The organism is Rhodococcus sp. PvP016 (assembly GCF_017832185.1).
GTDB lineage: Bacteria > Actinomycetota > Actinomycetes > Mycobacteriales > Mycobacteriaceae > Rhodococcoides.
This window is the reverse complement of record NZ_JAFIBH010000001.1, coordinates 3,122,975-3,140,873: the sequence shown is the minus strand read 5'-3', so window position 1 is coordinate 3,140,873 and position 17,899 is coordinate 3,122,975. Positions and strand designations below refer to the sequence as shown.

At 68.6% G+C, this 17,899-nt stretch carries 15 protein-coding genes; 12 read left to right on the top strand and 3 right to left on the bottom strand.

Features of this window, described 5'->3' with window-relative positions; translation table 11 throughout:
* The first annotated feature begins 16 nt into the window (after window positions 1–16).
* The gene (locus JOE30_RS14585) at window positions 17–1,648 is read left to right on the top strand and encodes an ABC-F family ATP-binding cassette domain-containing protein (protein WP_027505305.1); all 1,632 of its coding nucleotides are present in this window, start codon (window positions 17–19) and stop codon (window positions 1,646–1,648) included.
* Between the two features lie 6 nt (window positions 1,649–1,654).
* Here the strand turns inward: JOE30_RS14585 and JOE30_RS14580 are convergent, their stop codons facing one another.
* Together JOE30_RS14580 and JOE30_RS14575 are read right to left on the bottom strand one after the other, a co-directional pair.
* Window positions 1,655–2,224: a TetR/AcrR family transcriptional regulator gene (locus tag JOE30_RS14580; protein WP_027505306.1), complete on the bottom strand. Its 570-nt coding sequence runs from the start codon at window positions 2,222–2,224 to the stop codon at window positions 1,655–1,657.
* Between the two features lie 135 nt (window positions 2,225–2,359).
* Window positions 2,360–5,164, bottom strand: coding sequence for an aconitate hydratase (locus JOE30_RS14575; RefSeq protein ID WP_307806186.1), 2,805 nt, complete (start codon window positions 5,162–5,164; stop codon window positions 2,360–2,362).
* A 379-nt stretch (window positions 5,165–5,543) separates the two neighbouring features.
* Between JOE30_RS14575 and JOE30_RS14570 the strand changes: the two genes are divergently transcribed.
* From JOE30_RS14570 to JOE30_RS14535, 8 genes are all read left to right on the top strand, one after another.
* Entirely contained in the window at window positions 5,544–6,113 is a 570-nt protein-coding gene (locus tag JOE30_RS14570) for a DUF6676 family protein (protein ID WP_204867492.1), read from the top strand.
* Between the two features lie 288 nt (window positions 6,114–6,401).
* Window positions 6,402–8,012 (top strand): NlpC/P60 family protein, encoded by a 1,611-nt coding sequence (locus JOE30_RS14565; RefSeq protein ID WP_371831675.1) that lies wholly within the window; start codon window positions 6,402–6,404, stop codon window positions 8,010–8,012.
* Between the two features lie 95 nt (window positions 8,013–8,107).
* Window positions 8,108–9,388, top strand: coding sequence for an AAA family ATPase (locus tag JOE30_RS14560; RefSeq protein WP_204867491.1), 1,281 nt, complete (start codon window positions 8,108–8,110; stop codon window positions 9,386–9,388).
* Window positions 9,385–10,395, top strand: coding sequence for a DUF58 domain-containing protein (locus JOE30_RS14555; RefSeq protein WP_371831721.1), 1,011 nt, complete (start codon window positions 9,385–9,387; stop codon window positions 10,393–10,395). Before JOE30_RS14560 ends, JOE30_RS14555 begins: the two co-directional genes overlap by 4 nt.
* Window positions 10,392–11,387: a VWA domain-containing protein gene (locus JOE30_RS14550; RefSeq protein WP_204867489.1), complete on the top strand. Its 996-nt coding sequence runs from the start codon at window positions 10,392–10,394 to the stop codon at window positions 11,385–11,387. The genes JOE30_RS14555 and JOE30_RS14550 overlap by 4 nt, the downstream gene beginning before the upstream one ends.
* A gap of 109 nt (window positions 11,388–11,496) precedes the next feature.
* On the top strand, window positions 11,497–12,255 hold the full coding sequence (gene fabG1 / locus JOE30_RS14545; RefSeq protein WP_204867488.1) for a 3-oxoacyl-ACP reductase FabG1: 759 nt from the start codon (window positions 11,497–11,499) through the stop codon (window positions 12,253–12,255).
* Between the two features lie 68 nt (window positions 12,256–12,323).
* Window positions 12,324–13,148 carry an NADH-dependent enoyl-ACP reductase InhA gene (gene inhA / locus JOE30_RS14540; protein ID WP_204867487.1) on the top strand — a complete coding sequence of 275 codons (825 nt, stop codon included), beginning with the start codon at window positions 12,324–12,326 and terminating at the stop codon, window positions 13,146–13,148.
* 63 nt (window positions 13,149–13,211) lie between these two features.
* A complete protein-coding gene (locus JOE30_RS14535; RefSeq protein ID WP_204867485.1) occupies window positions 13,212–14,264 on the top strand; it encodes a ferrochelatase in 1,053 nt (350 codons plus the stop codon).
* A 105-nt stretch (window positions 14,265–14,369) separates the two neighbouring features.
* On the opposite strand, the gene JOE30_RS14530 is transcribed toward JOE30_RS14535, so the two are convergent.
* Window positions 14,370–15,191: a hypothetical protein gene (locus JOE30_RS14530; protein WP_204867483.1), complete on the bottom strand. Its 822-nt coding sequence runs from the start codon at window positions 15,189–15,191 to the stop codon at window positions 14,370–14,372.
* Between the two features lie 133 nt (window positions 15,192–15,324).
* Here JOE30_RS14530 and JOE30_RS14525 point away from each other — a divergent pair, with 133 nt between their 5' ends.
* From JOE30_RS14525 to JOE30_RS14515, 3 genes are all read left to right on the top strand, one after another.
* Window positions 15,325–16,173, top strand: coding sequence for a DUF3097 domain-containing protein (locus JOE30_RS14525; protein ID WP_056444639.1), 849 nt, complete (start codon window positions 15,325–15,327; stop codon window positions 16,171–16,173).
* Window positions 16,174–16,236: 63 nt separating this feature from the next.
* Window positions 16,237–16,668, top strand: coding sequence for an NfeD family protein (locus JOE30_RS14520; RefSeq protein WP_204867481.1), 432 nt, complete (start codon window positions 16,237–16,239; stop codon window positions 16,666–16,668).
* Window positions 16,669–17,898: an SPFH domain-containing protein gene (locus JOE30_RS14515; protein ID WP_204867480.1), complete on the top strand. Its 1,230-nt coding sequence runs from the start codon at window positions 16,669–16,671 to the stop codon at window positions 17,896–17,898.
* The last annotated feature ends 1 nt before the right edge of the window (window position 17,899 follow it).

Below are 17,899 nucleotides of genomic sequence, written 5' to 3'. Positions count from 1 at the left end.
TCGAGGAGTTCGCACCGTGATCACCGCCACCGACCTGGAGGTTCGTGCCGGCGTGCGTACTCTTCTGTCCGCTCCCGGGCCCGCCCTGCGCGTGCAGGCCGGGGACCGCATCGGCCTCGTGGGCCGCAACGGCGCCGGGAAGACCACCACTCTCCGCATTCTGGCAGGGGAGGGCGAGCCCTACGCCGGCTCGGTCACCCGCACCGGGGACATCGGTTACCTGCCGCAGGACCCCAAGGAGGGCGACCTCGACCTGCTGGCCAAGGATCGCGTCCTGTCCGCCCGCGGACTCGACACCTTGCTGCACGACATGGAGAAGCAGCAGGCACTCATGGCCGAGGTGGCCGACGAGGACCGGCTCGACAAGGCCGTCCGCCGGTACGGCGAGCTCGAGGAGCGTTTCGCCTCGCTCGGCGGCTACGTGGCCGAGAGCGAGGCGGCGCGCATCTGCAACAGCCTCGGACTGCCCGACCGTGTCCTGGCGCAGCCCTTGCGCACCCTCTCCGGCGGTCAGCGTCGCCGTGTGGAGCTGGCACGCATTCTGTTCGCGGCGTCCGACGGCAGTGGCGGTCGCTCGGCCACCACACTCCTGCTCGACGAGCCCACCAACCACCTCGACGCCGATTCCATCACCTGGCTCCGCGGCTTCCTGCAGAGCCACGAGGGCGGGCTCATCGTGATCAGTCACGACGTGGAACTGCTGAACGACGTCGTGAACCGCGTATGGTTTCTCGATGCCGTCCGCGGCGAGCCGGACGTCTACAACATGAACTGGAAGAAGTACCTCGACGCTCGGTCGACGGACGAGCAGCGTCGTCGCCGCGAGCGGGCCAACGCGGAGAAGAAGGCCGGAGCTCTGCGCGCCCAGGCCGCGAAGATGGGTGCGAAGGCCACCAAGGCCGTGGCGGCCCAGAACATGGCCAAGCGTGCCGACAAGTTGATGGCGAACCTCGACGAGGAGCGCGTGTCCGACCGGGTGGCTCACATTCGCTTCCCCGAGCCCGCACCGTGCGGCAAGACGCCGCTCATGGCGTCGAACCTCACCAAGATGTACGGGTCCCTGGAGATCTTCGCGGGTGTGGATCTGGCCATCGACCGCGGTTCCCGCGTCGTGGTGCTCGGCCTCAACGGCGCCGGCAAGACGACTCTGCTCCGCATCCTGGCGGGCACGGAGAAGAGCGATTCGGGCCAGATCGAACCGGGTCACGGTCTGCGCATCGGCTACTTCGCCCAGGAGCACGACACGCTCGACGACATGGCGTCGGTCTGGGAGAACGTGCGGCACGCGGCACCGGACACCCCGGAGCAGGAGCTGCGGTCGCTGCTCGGTGCGTTCATGTTCACCGGCCCGCAGCTCGAGCAGCCCGCGGGCACGCTCTCCGGCGGTGAGAAGACGCGACTCGCGCTCGCCGGCCTCGTCTCGTCGGCGGCCAACGTGCTGCTGCTCGACGAGCCGACCAACAACCTCGACCCGATCTCGCGTGAGCAGGTACTCGAGGCGCTGCGCAGCTACAAGGGCGCCGTCGTGCTGGTGACGCACGATCCGGGTGCGGCCGAGGCGCTGTCTCCCGAACGAGTGATTCTCCTGCCGGACGGCAACGAGGACCACTGGTCGCAGGACTACCTCGACCTGATCACGCTCGCCTGAGTCGGCTCACGGCCGATCGCGACGGACCGACTCCTCGACCAGATCGAGGACGGCCGACAGGTTCTCGGTGCCCTGGCCCGACGCGATGCGGGTCACGAGACCGTCCATGACGAGGTCGAGGTATCCCAGCAGCACCGCGGTGGGTACGTCGTCCCGCAGTCGGCCGGCGGACTTCTGACGCTCGAGACGTGACAGGACGGCGTCCTGCAGCTCGACCGAGCGCTCCGACCACCCGGCACGGAACTCGGCGTCGGTCTTGAGCCGTCGAGCGATCTCCAGACGTGTTCCGAGCCAGTCGAACTGGTCGGGAGCGGCGAGCATGTCCCGCATCACCTGGACGAGCCCCTGCTCGGCGGCCACGTCGGCCATGCGGCGCGCGTCGTCGCGGGCGAGCGCGAGGAACAGCCCGTCCTTGTCCTTGAAGTGGTGGAAGATCGCTCCTCGCGAGAGCGAGGTGGCCTCCTCGAGACGCCGCACCGTGGCGCCCTCGTAACCGTATTCGGCGAAACAGCGGCGCGCGCCGTCGAGGATCTGACTTCGGCGCGCCGCGAGATGGTCGTCGCTGACCTTCGGCACTCGGTGCTCCTGTCGTGTGCTGGGGGACATCGTGCTGATCGCAGAACGCGCACGACCGAACCGGCGATACACGCGGTATCGCGGCGCGGTCGTGCGCGTTCTGCTCCCCTCACGGGGTGGTGACCACCGCGGTGATCAGCCGATCATGTTGCGCAGCACGTACTGCAGGATGCCGCCGTTGCGGTAGTACTCCGCCTCGCCGGGGGTGTCGATGCGGACCACGGCGTCGAACTCGACGGCAGAGCCGTCTTCCTTCGTCGCGGTGACGTGCATCGTCTTCGGCGTCCGGCCCTCGTTCAGTTCGGTGATGCCCGAGATGTCGAAGGTCTCGGTGCCGTCGAGCTTCAGCGACGCCGCCGACTCACCGGCGGGGAACTGCAGCGGGACGACGCCCATGCCGATGAGGTTGGAGCGGTGGATGCGCTCGAACGACTCGGTGATGACGGCCTTGACGCCGAGCAGGCGGGTGCCCTTGGCGGCCCAGTCACGCGAGGATCCGGAGCCGTACTCCTTGCCGCCCAGGACGACCAGTGGGATGCCGGCGTTCTGGTAGTTCTGCGACGCGTCGTAGATGAAGGCCTGCGGGCCACCGTCCTGCGTGAAGTCGCGGGTGTAGCCACCCGAGACGTCGTCGAGGAGCTGGTTGCGCAGCCGGATGTTCGCAAACGTTCCGCGGATCATGACCTCGTGGTTGCCGCGACGCGAGCCGAAGGAGTTGTAGTCCTTGCGCTCGACACCGTGCTCGTCGAGGTACTGCGCGGCAGGCGTTCCCGCCTTGATGTTGCCGGCAGGGGAGATGTGGTCGGTGGTGACCGAGTCACCGAGGTACGCCAGCACGCGCGCACCGGAGATGTCCGTGACGGCCTCCGGATCCTTGGGCATGCCGTCGAAGTACGGGGGCTTCCGCACGTAGGTCGACTGCGGGTCCCACTCGAACGTCTTGCCGTCCGGGGTGGGCAGTCCGCGCCAGCGCTCGTCGCCCTTGAAGACGTCGGCGTAGCCCTTGGTGTACATCTCCTTGGAGATGGACGAGTCGATCGTGTCCTGGATCTCCTTGGGCGAGGGCCAGATGTCCTTCAGGAAGACGTCGTTGCCCTCGTTGTCCTGACCGAGAGCGTCGTGCTCGAAGTCGAAGTCCATCGTGCCGGCCAGCGCGTAGGCGATGACGAGCGGCGGGGACGCGAGGTAGTTCATCTTCACGTCGGGGGAGATGCGACCCTCGAAGTTGCGGTTACCGGACAGGACAGCGGTGACCGTGAGGTCGTTGTCCTGGATTGCCTCGGAGATCTTGGGATCGAGCGGTCCCGAGTTACCGATACACGTGGCGCAGCCGTATCCGACGAGGAAGAAGCCGAGCTTCTCCAGGTACGGCCACATGCCGGCCTTGTCGTAGTAGTCGGTGACCACCTGTGAGCCCGGCGCCATCGAGGTCTTGACCCACGGCTTGCTGGTCAGGCCCTTGTCGACAGCCTTCTTGGCGAGCAGTGCCGCACCGAGCATGACCGACGGGTTCGAGGTGTTGGTGCACGAGGTGATCGACGCGATGGCGACGGCGCCGTGGTCGAGGACGAACGAGCCCTGCTCGTCCGAGTCGACGCGCACCGGGTTGGTCGGGCGACCCTCGGCGTTGCCGGCGGCGGAGTGCAGCGGAGCCGCATCGTCGTCGGCGAAGGACAGGGTGGCGGGATCGGAACCGGGGAAGGTCTCGTCGAGCGCCTCGTCCAGCTTCGACGGGGTGGCGTCGACGTCCTCGCCGCCCACGTAGTTGTGGATGTCTTTACGGAACGCGATCTTCGACTCCGACAACAGGATTCGGTCCTGCGGGCGCTTCGGTCCGGCGATGGACGGCACCACGTCGCCGAGGTCGAGCTCGAGGTACTCGGAGTACGTCGCCTCGTTCTCGGGGTCGTGCCACATGCCCTGTTCCTTGGCATACGCCTCGACGAGAGCGAGCTGCTCGTCGGAGCGCCCGGTCAGGCGCAGGTAGTCGACGGTCTCCGAGTCGATCGGGAAGATCGCCGCGGTGGAACCGAACTCGGGGCTCATGTTGCCGAGCGTCGCGCGGTTCGCCAGGGGGACCTCGGCCACACCCTCGCCGTAGAACTCGACGAACTTGCCGACGACGCCGTGCTTGCGCAGCATGTCGGTGACGGTGAGCACGACGTCGGTCGCGGTGACACCGGGCTTGATCTCGCCGCTGAGCTTGAAGCCCACGACACGGGGGATGAGCATGGAGACGGGCTGGCCGAGCATGGCCGCCTCGGCCTCGATGCCGCCGACGCCCCAGCCGAGCACACCGAGGCCGTTGACCATGGTGGTGTGCGAGTCGGTGCCGACACACGTGTCGGGGTACGCCTGACCGTTCCGGACCATGACGGTGCGCGCGAGGTGTTCGATGTTGACCTGGTGCACGATGCCGGTGCCCGGGGGGACGACCTTGAAGTCGTCGAACGCGCCCTGGCCCCAGCGCAGGAACTGGTAGCGCTCGCCGTTGCGCTGGTACTCGATGTCGACGTTGCGCTCGAACGCGTCGGCACGGCCGAACACGTCGATGATGACGGAGTGGTCGATGACCATCTCGGCCGGAGCGAGCGGGTTGACCTTCTCCGGGTCGCCGCCGAGAGCGGTGACGGCCTCACGCATGGTCGCGAGGTCCACGATGCAGGGGACACCGGTGAAGTCCTGCATGATCACGCGGGCCGGCGTGAACTGGATCTCGATGCTCGGATCGGCGGACGGGTCCCACGCGGCGATCGCGTCGATGTGGTCCTTGGTGATGTTCGCGCCGTCCTCGGTACGCAGGAGATTCTCCGCGAGGACCTTGAGGGCATAGGGCAACTTCTCGGTGCCGGGGACGGCCTTCAGGCGGAAGATCTCGTACGAGTTCTCTCCGACCTCCAGCGTTCCCTTGGCGCCGAACGAATCGATACTTGCGGTCACGTCAGCTCCACTCGTCTTCTGGGCTGCCGTCGACGGGGCTGTGTCGACGGCGTGGCGAGAGCGGGCGGACATCGCCGTGGGTGAGGGTGCACCCGGGTGGCGTCGAGGCCGCCGCAGTCTCGGTGTTTCGATTCTAACAGTACGCTTGTCCTGTGAGAACGAGTGGCCGAATCGCCGTGTCGTTCTCACCGTGTTGCGCACTCATCGTTCCCCGGCAGCGTTCCGGGCGCAACGAAGGGCTGCCTCCGTGCACCTCGGTGCGCCTCGGGCTCGGCAACGGTCCCGTCCCGTAGGGTCCGGCTCGACGGCGCACACATTTCGACCATCATCGCCTCGCGATCCACCGCATCGCCTCGCGATCGACGACAACGGACGGACGATGTCTCTCTCTCCTCTCCCGGCCCTACCGCTGAGTGATCAGTTGCTGTTCGCCCTACCGATGATCAGTGAGGTGCCGACGTTCGTCGACCTGCAGGCGACTCTCGCCGACGTCGCGGACGACGGGGTGGCCGCGCCGGGTCAGGACGTGGTCGGGCTCGAGGGTGTCGTGGCGCGCGCCGACGAACACGGGATCGACCTGAGCATCGTCGTGCTCGACGCGCCGGCGCCGCTCGATTCGCAGCTCCGCGATCTCGCCACCTCGGTCGGTGCCACCGACGGTGGAACGGTCCTCGTGATCGGTCCGGGACAGGTCGGCACATTCAGCGACTCGATCGATCGCGTGACGCTCGAAGCGGGTCAGGACCAGGCGTACACCGGCAACGCGGTGCAGTCCGCGGGCAATTTTCTCGACGTGCTCGTGGAGCCCGGCCCGCCGTGGACCGGCATCACTCTCGGCCTGGTTCTCGTGGTCGTCGCCGTGCTCGGCGGCACGTGGTGGGCGAACGAACGCCGTCATCGTTCGGGAGAAGTCACCGATCGAGAGGCCGTCACGCCCGACGGGCAGTGACCGTTCCCAAAAAAGTCCGAATGATTTTTTCTCGGACAACGTCCTGATCAGCGCCGATGTGGTCCGCGGAATGACACATGTGTCATTTGTGACTGGAGTTCCTTAAGCGTTCGAAGTGTCGTACGGTTCGCATGGCACTGCTTGGGGAAGAAGTGTCGCAGAGGGGCTGATCATTGCTCCCGGGTCGGCCGTTGTCGGCTGTGATCCGGGATCCTGTCACGCTGCGTCGTGTCCTCCCCACGCGTGTGGTGGGTGAATCCGCACTGCGGACGTGAGGGAGACGAACAGGTGAAGCGATACTCCGGAGGTCGACGGCACATCGGTCGACCGCGGGCTCTGCGTCGCACGATCGGGGGCGCCGTCGTCGCGACGACGCTGCTGCTGTCCGGGACGGGGTTCCTCGCACCGAGTCTCGCGTCCGCCGTGCCGCCACCCCCTCCCAATCCCTCCGACTCCGACATCGCCGCCGCCGGTGCACGCGTGGGGGACCAACTCGGCCGAGTCGGCCAACTCATCGACCAGGTCGCCTCGGCCAACCAGCAGCTCGCCGCGATCGACGCGCAGGTGGCCGTCAAGCGCGAGGATGTCAACAAGGCCCTCGTCGACCTGCAGAACGCCCGCACCGTCGCCGACGCCGCCGCCGCGGCCGTCGGCATCGCGCAGCAGGCCCTTCGCGACGCCGGCCAGATGATCTCCGACGCGCAGAAGAAGTTCGACGCCTTCGCTGTCACCGACTACGTCAAGGGCACCGGGTCCGCCGGTGTCTCCTCCCTGCTGGACGCGCAGGGGCCGCAGGACGTGCTCGATCGAGCGCAGATCCTGCGGATGCTGTCCGCCAAGCAGAACGCCACCCTGGACAGCCTGCAGCGGGCGCGTACCGAGGAGGCCAACCGAGACTCCACCGCACGCCAGAGCAAGATCGAGGCCGATCGTGCCTCCGCGGAAGCGGACGCGAAGAAGGACGAGGCGGAGCAGGCCATCGCCGCGGCCGTGGCCGCACAGCAGGAGCAGGCAGCACAGAAGGCGGCCGTCGAGGCGCAGCGAGACAGCGCCTCCGCCGAACTCGAGCAGGCGCGCAACGACGCCGCGGGACTCGAGGGACAGCGCGACGCGTACTCGCAGTGGGACCAGCAGCGTCAGGCGGAGGAAGCCGCCGCCGCGGCAGCCGCGCAGGCAGCGCAGGAGGCAGCGGTGGCCGCGGCCGCCCGGGTGGCCGCGAACCAGGCCGCCGCCGATCGTGCCGCTGCGTTGGTGGACGGGGAGCGCGACCACACCGACCTGACCGGATCGACGTCGAACGGCACCTCGTCGGGGAGCACGTCGTCCGGTACCTCGTCCTCGGGAAGCACGTCGTCCGGTACCTCGTCCTCGGGCGGCACGTCCTCGGGTACCTCGTCGTCGGGCAGCACGTCGTCGGGCAGCACGTCGTCCGGCGGCGGTCGCGGAACCGCCACCAAGGATCCGTCGCTCACCGGGTCCGCAGCCATCGAACTCGTCATCGACCGCGGCATGTCCGTGTTGGGCACCCCCTACTCGTGGGGTGGCGGCAACGAGAACGGGCCGACCAAGGGCATCCGCGACGGCGGTGTCGCCGACAGCTACGGCGACTACAACAAGGTGGGCTTCGACTGCTCCGGCCTCATGATGTACGCCTTCGGTGGTCTCGGGATCTCGCTCCCGCACTACACCGGCTACCAGTACACGGCCGGCAAGCAGGTGCCGTCGTCCCAGATGCGCCGCGGCGACATGATCTTCTACGGTCCGGGCGCCTCGCAGCACGTCGCCCTCTACCTCGGTGACGGCAAGATGCTCGAGGCTCCGCAGTCGGGATCGGTGGTGAAGGTGTCGCCCGTCCGTTTCGACGGCATGACGCCGTACGCCGTCCGCATGGTGGAGTGACACCCCGTCCGAGCAGGTAGAACGTCATGTGTCCTCGCCACCTGCAATAGTGGTGCTCGGCAGCAGAGTCCGGGTAGAAAGCGGTGGTTCCACAGGTGACGTCACGAGAGACCGACACGACCGACATCTCTCGGGACGTGCAGACGCTCGAGAAGGCCGTCTACGAGGTCAAACGCGTCATCGTCGGTCAGGACCGACTGGTGGAACGCATCCTCGTCGGGCTTCTCGCACGTGGGCACGTCCTGCTCGAGGGTGTTCCCGGTGTGGCGAAGACGTTGGCGGTGGAGACGTTCGCGACGGTGGTCGGGGGCTCGTTCTCCCGCGTGCAGTTCACGCCGGACCTGGTGCCCACCGACCTCATCGGTACGCGCATCTACCGTCAGGGCAAAGAAGAATTCGACACCGAGCTCGGCCCGGTTGTCGCGAACTTCGTGCTCGCGGACGAGATCAACCGAGCTCCGGCCAAGGTGCAGTCGGCTCTCCTCGAGGTCATGGCCGAGCGCCACGTCTCCATCGGTGGTCACACGTATCCCATGCCGGATCCGTTCCTGGTCATGGCGACGCAGAACCCCATCGAGAACGAGGGCGTGTACCCCCTTCCCGAGGCGCAGCGCGACCGCTTCCTGTTCAAGATCGTCGTGGACTACCCGACGGTCGAGGAGGAGCGCGAGATCGTCTATCGCATGGGCGTCGCGGCTCCGCAGCCTAAGCAGATCCTCGACCCGGTCGAGTTGGTGCGCCTTCAGAACGTCGCGGCGTCCGTGTTCGTCCACCACGCTCTGGTCGACTACGTGGTGCGCGTCATCGCCGCCACCCGTACTCCGCGCGACGTGGGCCTCGACGACGTGGCCGGCTGGATCGCCTACGGCGCGTCGCCCCGAGCGACCCTCGGCATCATCAGCGCCTCCCGTGCGCTGGCGTTCCTGCGTGGACGGGACTACGTCGTGCCGCAGGACGTCCTCGACGTGGTGCCGGACGTGCTGCGGCACCGCCTCGTGCTCTCGTACGACGCCCTGGCCGACGAGATCACGCCCGAGCAGATCATCACGCGCATCCTGCAGACGGTGGGCCTGCCGCAGGTCGGCGCGCAGCCGGTCCAGCAGCAGGCACCGGCTCCCCAGCACAACGGTCCTCCGCAGAACGGACCTCAGCAGCAGGGCCCCCAGCAGCAGGGACCGGGCGGACCGCAGCAGTTCCAGCCCGGACCGCCCACGCAGCCCGGTCCCGACGGATCGTCGCAGCAGAACGGTCCCCAGCAGAATGGTCCGCAGCAGAACGGTCCTCAGCAGGGTGGTCCGCAGCAGAACGGCCCCCAGCAGGGTGGTCCGGCGCCGTGGATGCAGAAGCAGACCCCCGCGACCGATCCCACGCGGTGACCATGGCGTCACCCACGGGTGGCCGGCCCGGTGATCCGGTGTTCGGGGCGCCCGCCGTGCAGCAGTCGTTGCGCGGCGCGCCCCCGTCCTTCGCCTCGGGGTCGCTGGAGGACCCTCGGTTGTCGGCTGCGCTGCGCACCCTCGAGCTGACCGTTCGTCGGCGCCTCGACGGCGTGCTGCACGGCGATCATCTGGGTCTCATCCCTGGTCCGGGTTCCGAACCGGGCGATGCACGCGAGTACCAGCCGGGCGACGACGTACGGCAGATGGACTGGTCCGTCACCGCCCGGACGACGCACCCCCACGTCCGTCAGAGTGTCGCGGACCGCGAGCTCGAGACGTGGATGGCGGTCGACCTGTCGGCCTCCCTCGACTTCGGCACCGCGGGGTGCGAGAAGAGGGACCTCGCCGTCGCGGCCACGTCGGCCATCGCGCATCTGACCAGTGGCGGCGGCAACCGCATCGGTGCCGTTGTCGCGACGGGCGAACGTGTCGTCCGCGTTCCTGCACGTGGGGGTCGGGCGCACATCCAGTCCCTGCTCCGCACGGTGGCCACCACACCGCACGCGCCCGACGGCACTCGCGGCGACTTCGTCGGCGCCATCGACGCTCTGCGACGGCCCGAACGTCGACGCGGCATGGTGGTCGTCGTCAGTGACTTCCTCGGTCCGACGGACTGGGAGCGTCCGCTCCGAGCTCTGGCGGCGCGCCACGACGTGCTGGCGGTGGAGGTCGTCGATCCCCGCGACCTCGAGTTGCCCGATGTCGGTGACGTGGTGTTGCACGACCCGGAGACGGGACGGACGCGGGAGTTCAGCACGACACCCCGCCTGCGGGAGGACTTCGCGGCCGCCGCCGCGGCGCACCGCGCGAACGTCGAGAAGATCCTGCGTGGCTGCAGCGCGCCTCGGCTCACCCTGCGGACGGACGGCGACTGGATCGCCGACGTCGTCCGCTTCGTGTCCCGGCGACGCCACGGCGCGAGCATGGGAGCGAGTACGCGGTGAGCCTGTCCGATTTCTCGTCACCCTGGTGGCTGCTCTTCCTCGTCGTGGTCGCGGGCCTGGTGGTGGCCTACGTGCTCGCGCAGCGCCGCCGTCAGCGCAACACCATGCGCTTCACCAACATGGAGTTGCTCGAACGCGTCGCACCGCAGCGCCCCGGGCTGGTGCGCCACGTCCCCACGGCGCTCGTGCTCGTGGGGCTGCTCTTCCTGACCGTCGCACTGGCCGGGCCGACGTCCGATCAACGGGTTCCGCGTAACCGGGCGACGGTCATGCTCGTCATCGACGTGTCGTTGTCGATGGAGGCCACCGACGTCCAGCCGACGCGACTCGCAGCGGCGCAGGAGGCCGGCAAGCAATTCGCCGACGGCCTGACTCCCGGCATCAACCTGGGGCTCGTCGCGTTCGCGGGTACGGCGTCGGTGCTGGTCTCACCGACCACCGATCGTGAGGCGACGAAGTCGGCCATCGATCGGCTGCAGCTGGCCGAGCGGACCGCCACGGGCGAGTCCATCTTCACGGCGATGCAGTCGATCGAGACACTCGGCGCGGTGCTCGGTGGATCGGACGCGGCGCCGCCGGCGCGGATCGTGCTGTTGTCCGACGGCAAGCAGACCGTTCCCGAGAACCCGGACGATCCGCGCGGTGGATACACGGCGGCCCGCGAGGCGGAGACGAAGGGCATCCCGGTCTCCACGATCTCGTTCGGCACCAGTTACGGCACGGTGGACATCACCGACGAGCAGGGCGACACCCAGCGCGTCGCGGTGCCCGTCGACGACCCGTCTCTCGAGGAGATCGCACGCCTGTCCGGTGGCAACTTCTTCACGGCGTCGAGTCTCGAGGAACTCACCGAGGTGTACGACACGCTCGAGGAGCAGATCGGCTACGAGACCACCCGCGGTGACGCCAGTCGGCCCTGGTTGATCGCCGGAGTGCTGTTCGTGTCGGCGGGACTTGTCACAGCATTGTCGCTACGCCAGCGAGTCCCCTGACACGCATCGGTAAAGTACGCGCGGGTCGAGGCGATCGACGACGTCCGTGATCGCCCACCGACTGGCCGTTGCTGCTAGCAGCACCCCCCGAGAGAGAAGGTTCATCCGTATGTCCTCTGCGCCCGAGTCCGCGACACCCGACGCGACGGCCGGCGGGGGATTCGTCTCCCGGTCCGTGCTCGTCACCGGCGGTAATCGGGGCATCGGCCTGGCCGTGGCCCGCCGCCTCGCCGCGGACGGCCACAAGGTCGCGGTCACGCACCGCAGCTCGGGTGCACCGGAAGGGCTGTTCGGGGTGCAGTGCGACGTCACCGACACCGCGTCCGTCGATGCCGCGTTCACCGAGGTGGAGAAGCATCAGGGCCCCGTCGAGGTGCTCGTCGCCAACGCGGGCATCACGGACGACACCCTGCTGATGCGCATGACCGAGGAGCAGTTCACCTCCGTCGTCGACGCCAATCTCACCGGCGCGTTCCGGGTGGCCAAGCGAGCGAGCCGATCGATGCTGCGGGCACGCTTCGGACGGTTCGTCTTCCTCGGTTCCGTCGTCGGTCAGATGGGCGGACCCGGCCAGATCAACTACGCGTCCTCCAAGGCGGGTGTCGTCGGCATGGCGCGCTCGCTCACCCGTGAGCTGGGCTCGCGCTCGATCACCGCGAACGTCGTGGCCCCCGGGTTCATCGAGACCGACATGACGGCCGAGCTCGACGACAAGCTCCGGGACACCGCACGCGAGTACATCCCGCTCAAGCGACTCGGCACTCCCGAGGACGTCGCGGCGGTGGTGAGCTTCCTCGCGTCGCCCGATTCGAGCTACGTCTCCGGCGCGATCATCCCGGTCGACGGCGGTATGGGCATGGGCCACTAGCCCACCTCGTCCCGACTCCTGCCCGATCGACTCGGGCACACCAGACTTCACACGAAAGGCACACGCACATGGGCGGACTGCTCGAAGGCAAGACCATCCTGATCACGGGCATCATCACCGACGCGTCCATCGCGTTCCACGCGGCCAAGGTCGCGCAGGAGCAGGGCGCCAAGGTCGTCATCACCGGGTTCGACCGGCTGCGACTGATCGACAGGATCGCTCAGCGACTGCCGGAGCCCGTGCCGCCGGCGATCGAGCTGGACGCGACGAACGAGGAGCATCTCGCCGCGCTCGCCGGTCGCGTCTCCGAGGTGGCTCCGGAGGGCATCGACGGCGTTCTGCACTCCATCGCGTTCGCTCCGCGCACCCTGATGGGCCCGGGGTCGAAGCCGTTCCTCGAGGGACCGGGTCCCGACGCTGCCGCCGCGTTCCAGATCTCCGCCTGGTCCTACGCCTCGCTCGCACGCGCCGTGCTCCCCGTCATGAACGAGGGCGGATCGATCGTCGGCATGGATTTCGATCCGCGCACGGCGATGCCGTTCTACAACTGGATGGGTGTGGCGAAGGCCGCGCTCGAGTCGGTCAACCGCTACGTCGCCCGCGAGGTCGGCGAGGCCAAGAAGGTGCGCTCCAACCTGGTCGCCGCGGGTCCGATCAAGACGCTCGCCGCCAAGGCCATCGCGGGTACCGCGACGGGTGACGCGGACAAGATGAACCAGCTCAACGAGTACTGGGACGGTGCGTCCCCGATCGGCTGGAACTTCAACGACCCGACGGCCGTGGCCAAGTCGATCTGCGCGCTGCTGTCGGACTGGCTGCCGGCGACGACCGGGTCGATCATCTACGTCGACGGCGGCGCGAGTCACAACACCTGGCTGCCCGAGAATCTCTGACATCTCGACTCCATCCGAGCATCCTCTCGGGTCCACCGAAACGGGTTCCGGCACAATGGCGTCATGACCTACGACGCGCTTCTGCTGCTGTCCTTCGGTGGGCCCGAGGGGCCGGACCAGGTGCGGCCGTTCCTGGAGAACGTCACGCGCGGCCGCGGAATCCCGCCCGAGCGCCTCGATGCCGTCGCCGAGCATTACCACCACTTCGGTGGGGTGTCGCCGATCAACCGACTCAATCGCGAGATCATCGCCGCGGTCGAGACCGAGTTCGCCCTCACGGGCATCGATCTGCCGGTGTACTTCGGTAACCGCAACTGGCATCCCATGGCGGAGGACACCGTCGCCGCGATGAAGGCCGACGGCGTGCGCAACGCGCTGGTGTTCCCCACCTCGGCCTGGGGCGGGTACTCGGGCTGTCGGCAGTACCACGAGGACATCGCCCGCGCCCGTGCCGCCGTGGGGGAGGGCGCTCCGCAGCTCACCAAACTGCGCCAGTACTACGACCATCCGCTCATGGTGGATGCCTTCGCCGACGCGATCCGCGCGGCGATCGGCAGGCTTCCGGCGGACCGCCGAGCCGGTGCTCGCGTGGTCTTCACGGCGCACTCGGTGCCCGTCTCGGCGGACGAGGCCGCGGGTCCGCCGTCGGCGGGCGGCCACCTCTACAGCCGTCAGGTCACCGAGGCGTCCCGATTGTGCGCCGCCGCAGCAGGTGTCGACGAGTTCGATGTCGTGTGGCAGTCCCGGTCGGGACCGCCGCAGATCCCGTGGCTGGACCCCGACATCTGCGATCACCTCGAAGCCCTGGCGGAGGCGGGCGTCGATGCCGTGGTGATCTGCCCGGTCGGGTTCGTCTCGGATCACCTCGAGGTGGTGTGGGACCTGGACACCGAGGCGGTCGAGAAGGCGCAGGAACTGGGCATCGCTCTCGAGCGTGCCGGCACACCGGGTGCGGACCCTCGATTCGCTCGGCTCGTGCGCACGTTGGTCGAGGAACGGACCGTGGGCACTGCGCCGCTGCGTCTGGGTTCCGAGCCCGCCTTCGGAACGACCGTCGACGGAACGCCGTGCAATCCCGGCTGCTGTGAGCCCCCGGTGCGTCGCCGCCCGGCCTGACAGCTCGAACACCCCGGAACCACCCACCCGCGAGTACGCCGAAAGTGTCGTGATCCGGGCCTGGACCACGACACTTTCGGCGTACTCGCGCGCGGGGGAGTACCGCTAGCGTCGATCGGGGGACAGGTACCCGTCCACGGCAGCGCGCACGGCGGCACGTCGCGCGGCGCGCACGGCGCGACGCAACGGTCGGAGCACTGCTTCGCGGGCCTCGGCACCGCTGCTGCTGGGTGCCTCCGAGGGCGCCGACGTCTGCGCGGCCGCGAGGATGGCGTCCACCCGGTCGGCCGTGTCGAGAACCCGGGTGGTGCGTTCGGGGAGCGGCGGATAGCGATGGCGGCTCGCGATGGCGAGGCGCTCGGCGATCATCGTGTGCGGATCACCGCCGGAGCGGCCGGTGTCGACCGTCTGCACCGCGGTGAGGGCCTCCGCCGCACTCCGGACGGTGTCCCGCATCGAGTACTCGATCTCCCCGAGCGCCAGTTCCTGGTAGGTGACCGGCACGGTGACGGTGAACACCGTCCACCGCATGACGTCGGGGCCCTCGTCGGTGGGGACGAGTCCGACACCCGGCCGCCCCGGCGCTCCGATGACGACGCTTTCGCCCGCGAGCACGGCGGCGGACGCGAACGCGGAATCGGTCGGCAGCCCGGCGACGTCACCGGGGGCGGGAAGAACCATGTCGACGGTCACCTCGCGGTCGCCGACTGGTGCCGCGGCGCGGACGACGCGAAGCAACTGGGCGATGCCGACGTCACGAGGAGTGGGCCACGGGAGGTCGTGCCGCTCGGCGGTCTCGGGATCGGCGGCGACGACGAGGGCCAACGGTGCCCACTCGGTGAGGGCATCGATCACGTCGTCGGGCGGCGCGGCTCCGGCGAGCCAGGCGCCGCACCAGATGGCGAGGCTCGAGGATGGGGACGACACCGTCCGATCATAGTCGGCGTCGGAAGCGACCGGCGTGGCTGCGGTGGGGGAGCGCGCGGCGCCGATACCGTGAGACGGCCCGGTGACCCGACAGTTCTGTCCCGGGAGTGAGCGCGGAGGGCGAGGGAAGACGATGACAGCGGACAACCGGTACGGCGGCGACATCTTCGCCGGGCACGCGAGGCGAGCGCGACGCGTGGTCCCGACGATGGCGGCCGAACGGGACGTGGTGGTCGAGGACGCGGCGACCGGATTCTGCGGCGCCGTGGTGGGTTTCGAGCGTACCTACGACGGTGACTTCGTCCGGCTCGAGGACGGCCGAGGTGTGCGGAGGCTTTTCGCGATGCGCGAGGCCGCCTTCCTCGTCGACGGAAGCCCGGTGACGCTGACGCGGCCGGCGCCGACCCGTGCCGTCGCCCCGACCCGCTCGGCCTCGGGGTCGACGCGGGTGGAGAACGTACGGGCGAAAGTGGCTCTGCCCAGCCGCATCTGGGTGGAGGGCATCCACGACGCCGCCATCGTCGAACGAGTCTGGGGCCACGACCTGCGGGTCGAGGGTGTGGTCGTCGAGCATCTCGAGGGACTCGACAACCTGGCAGAGCGGTTGCAGGAGTTCGGACCCGGGCCGGGACGCAGGGTGGGGGTTCTCGTCGACCACCTCGTCGACGGCTCGAAGGAGGACCGCCTGACGCGGTCGCTCGGCCCGTACGTGACGGTCACGGGACACCCCTACATCGATGTGTGGGAGGCGGTGAAGCCCGCCGCGGTGGGCATCGAGGCGTGGCCGCGGATCCCGCGCGGCACCGATTGGAAGACCGGAATCTGCCGCGAATTGGGTTGGGGCACACCGCAGGACGGGTGGCGCCGCGTCTACGGTGCGGTGTCCAGTTTTCGCGATCTCGAAGCGCCGCTCATCGGCGCGGTGGAGCGCCTCGTCGACTTCGTCACCCTGGGTGACGAGAACGGGGAGACAGGTCGGTAACGATCTCCCCACGACGGTCGTGCGCACCCCACGGGCTCGTCGTTCGTCGCTACTGTGGGGTTCGTGGTTGCACTTCTGTGGCTCGTCGGAGCGGTGATTCTCGCTGCGGGTGAAGCGCTGTCCGGAGATTTCTTCCTTCTCATGCTGGCCGGTGGAGCCCTGGGTACCGCGGGCGTCTCGGCGCTGACCGACTTTCCCGTGTGGGGCGATGCGATCGTGTTCGCGATCCTGTCCGGAGCCCTCATCCTGGGTGTCCGGCCGGTGCTGACCCGCCGGTTCTCGACGCCCCCGCCGACTCCCACCGGCATCGCGGCGCTCACCGGTCGTTCCGCGCAGGTGATCGATGCGATCGATCAGCATTCCGGCACGGTGAGGCTGGACGGTGACGTGTGGACGGCTCGTCCGCTGGATCCCACCGAGGTGTACACGGCCGGAACGACCGTGACCGTGATGAAGATCGACGGCGCCACGGCCGTCGTGTGGAAAGGACCCTAGATGGGTGACTATGCCGCCTTGATCGCCCTTGCCGTGGTGGTGCTGTTCGTCGCCGTGGTGGTGGCGAAGTCGGTGACGCTCGTGCCGCAGGCCGAGGCCGCGGTGATCGAGCGTCTGGGCCGGTACTCCAAGACGGTCTCCGGGCAGCTCACGTTCCTGGTGCCGTTCGTCGACCGTGTCCGAGCGAAGGTCGACCTGCGTGAGCGCGTCGTGTCCTTCCCGCCGCAGCCGGTGATCACGCAGGACAACCTGACGGTGTCCATCGACACCGTCGTGTACTTCCAGGTCACCACCCCGCAGGCCGCGGTCTACGAGATCAGCAACTACATCGTCGGTGTCGAGCAGCTCACCACGACGACGCTCCGCAACGTGGTCGGCGGTATGACCCTGGAGGAGACACTCACCTCGCGTGACTCCATCAACGGTCAGCTCCGCGGAGTGTTGGACGAGGCCACCGGTCGGTGGGGCCTGCGCGTCGCCCGCGTGGAGCTCAAGAGCATCGATCCGCCGCCCTCCATCCAGGAGTCGATGGAGAAGCAGATGAAGGCGGACCGCGAGAAGCGCGCCACCATCCTCACGGCCGAGGGGCACCGTGAGTCGTCCATCAAGACGGCCGAGGGTGACAAGCAGTCGCAGATCCTGTCCGCGGAGGGCGCCAAGCAGGCCGCCATTCTCTCCGCCGAGGGCGAGCGTCAGTCCCGCATCCTGCGTGCGCAGGGTGAGCGGGCGGCGAAGTACCTCAACGCGCAGGGTGAGGCGAAGGCCATCGAGAAGGTGTTCGAGGCGATCAAGGCCGGCAAGCCGACGCCCGAGTTGCTCGCGTACCAGTACCTGCAGACGCTGCCGAAGATGGCGCAGGGTGACGCCAACAAGATGTGGGTGGTGCCGTCCGATTTCGGCGACGCTCTGAAGGGCTTCGCCAAGAATCTCGGTGCACCGGGCGACGACGGCGTGTTCCGTTTCGAGCCCAGCGACCAGGGCGAGACGCACTCCAAGCCGGAGGACGACTCCGCGGAGGTGGCCGACTGGTTCGACACGAAGACGGACCCGGCCATCGCTCGGGCGGTCGCCGACGCCGAGGCCGTGGCACGCAAGCCTGTCGACACCTCGTTGGCCGCCGCACCGAACCCGGTCAGGGACTCGGCTCCGGAGCCCGCGAAGTCCGTCGAGGCCTCGTTGCCGGACGGGTCCGGGTCGGGCGACGACGCACCGCGTGAACTGGACCGCTGAC

What these genes read in the sequence shown, in the direction of transcription:
- JOE30_RS14515 (WP_204867480.1), top strand. Translation starts at nt 16,669, where the DNA reads ATGGGTGACTATGCCGCCTTGATCGCCCTTGCCGTGGTGGTGCTGTTC.
- fabG1 (WP_204867488.1), top strand. Translation starts at nt 11,497, where the DNA reads ATGTCCTCTGCGCCCGAGTCCGCGACACCCGACGCGACGGCCGGCGGG.
- JOE30_RS14570 (WP_204867492.1), top strand. Translation starts at nt 5,544, where the DNA reads ATGTCTCTCTCTCCTCTCCCGGCCCTACCGCTGAGTGATCAGTTGCTG.
- JOE30_RS14525 (WP_056444639.1), top strand. Translation starts at nt 15,325, where the DNA reads ATGACAGCGGACAACCGGTACGGCGGCGACATCTTCGCCGGGCACGCG.
- JOE30_RS14535 (WP_204867485.1), top strand. Translation starts at nt 13,212, where the DNA reads ATGACCTACGACGCGCTTCTGCTGCTGTCCTTCGGTGGGCCCGAGGGG.
- inhA (WP_204867487.1), top strand. Translation starts at nt 12,324, where the DNA reads ATGGGCGGACTGCTCGAAGGCAAGACCATCCTGATCACGGGCATCATC.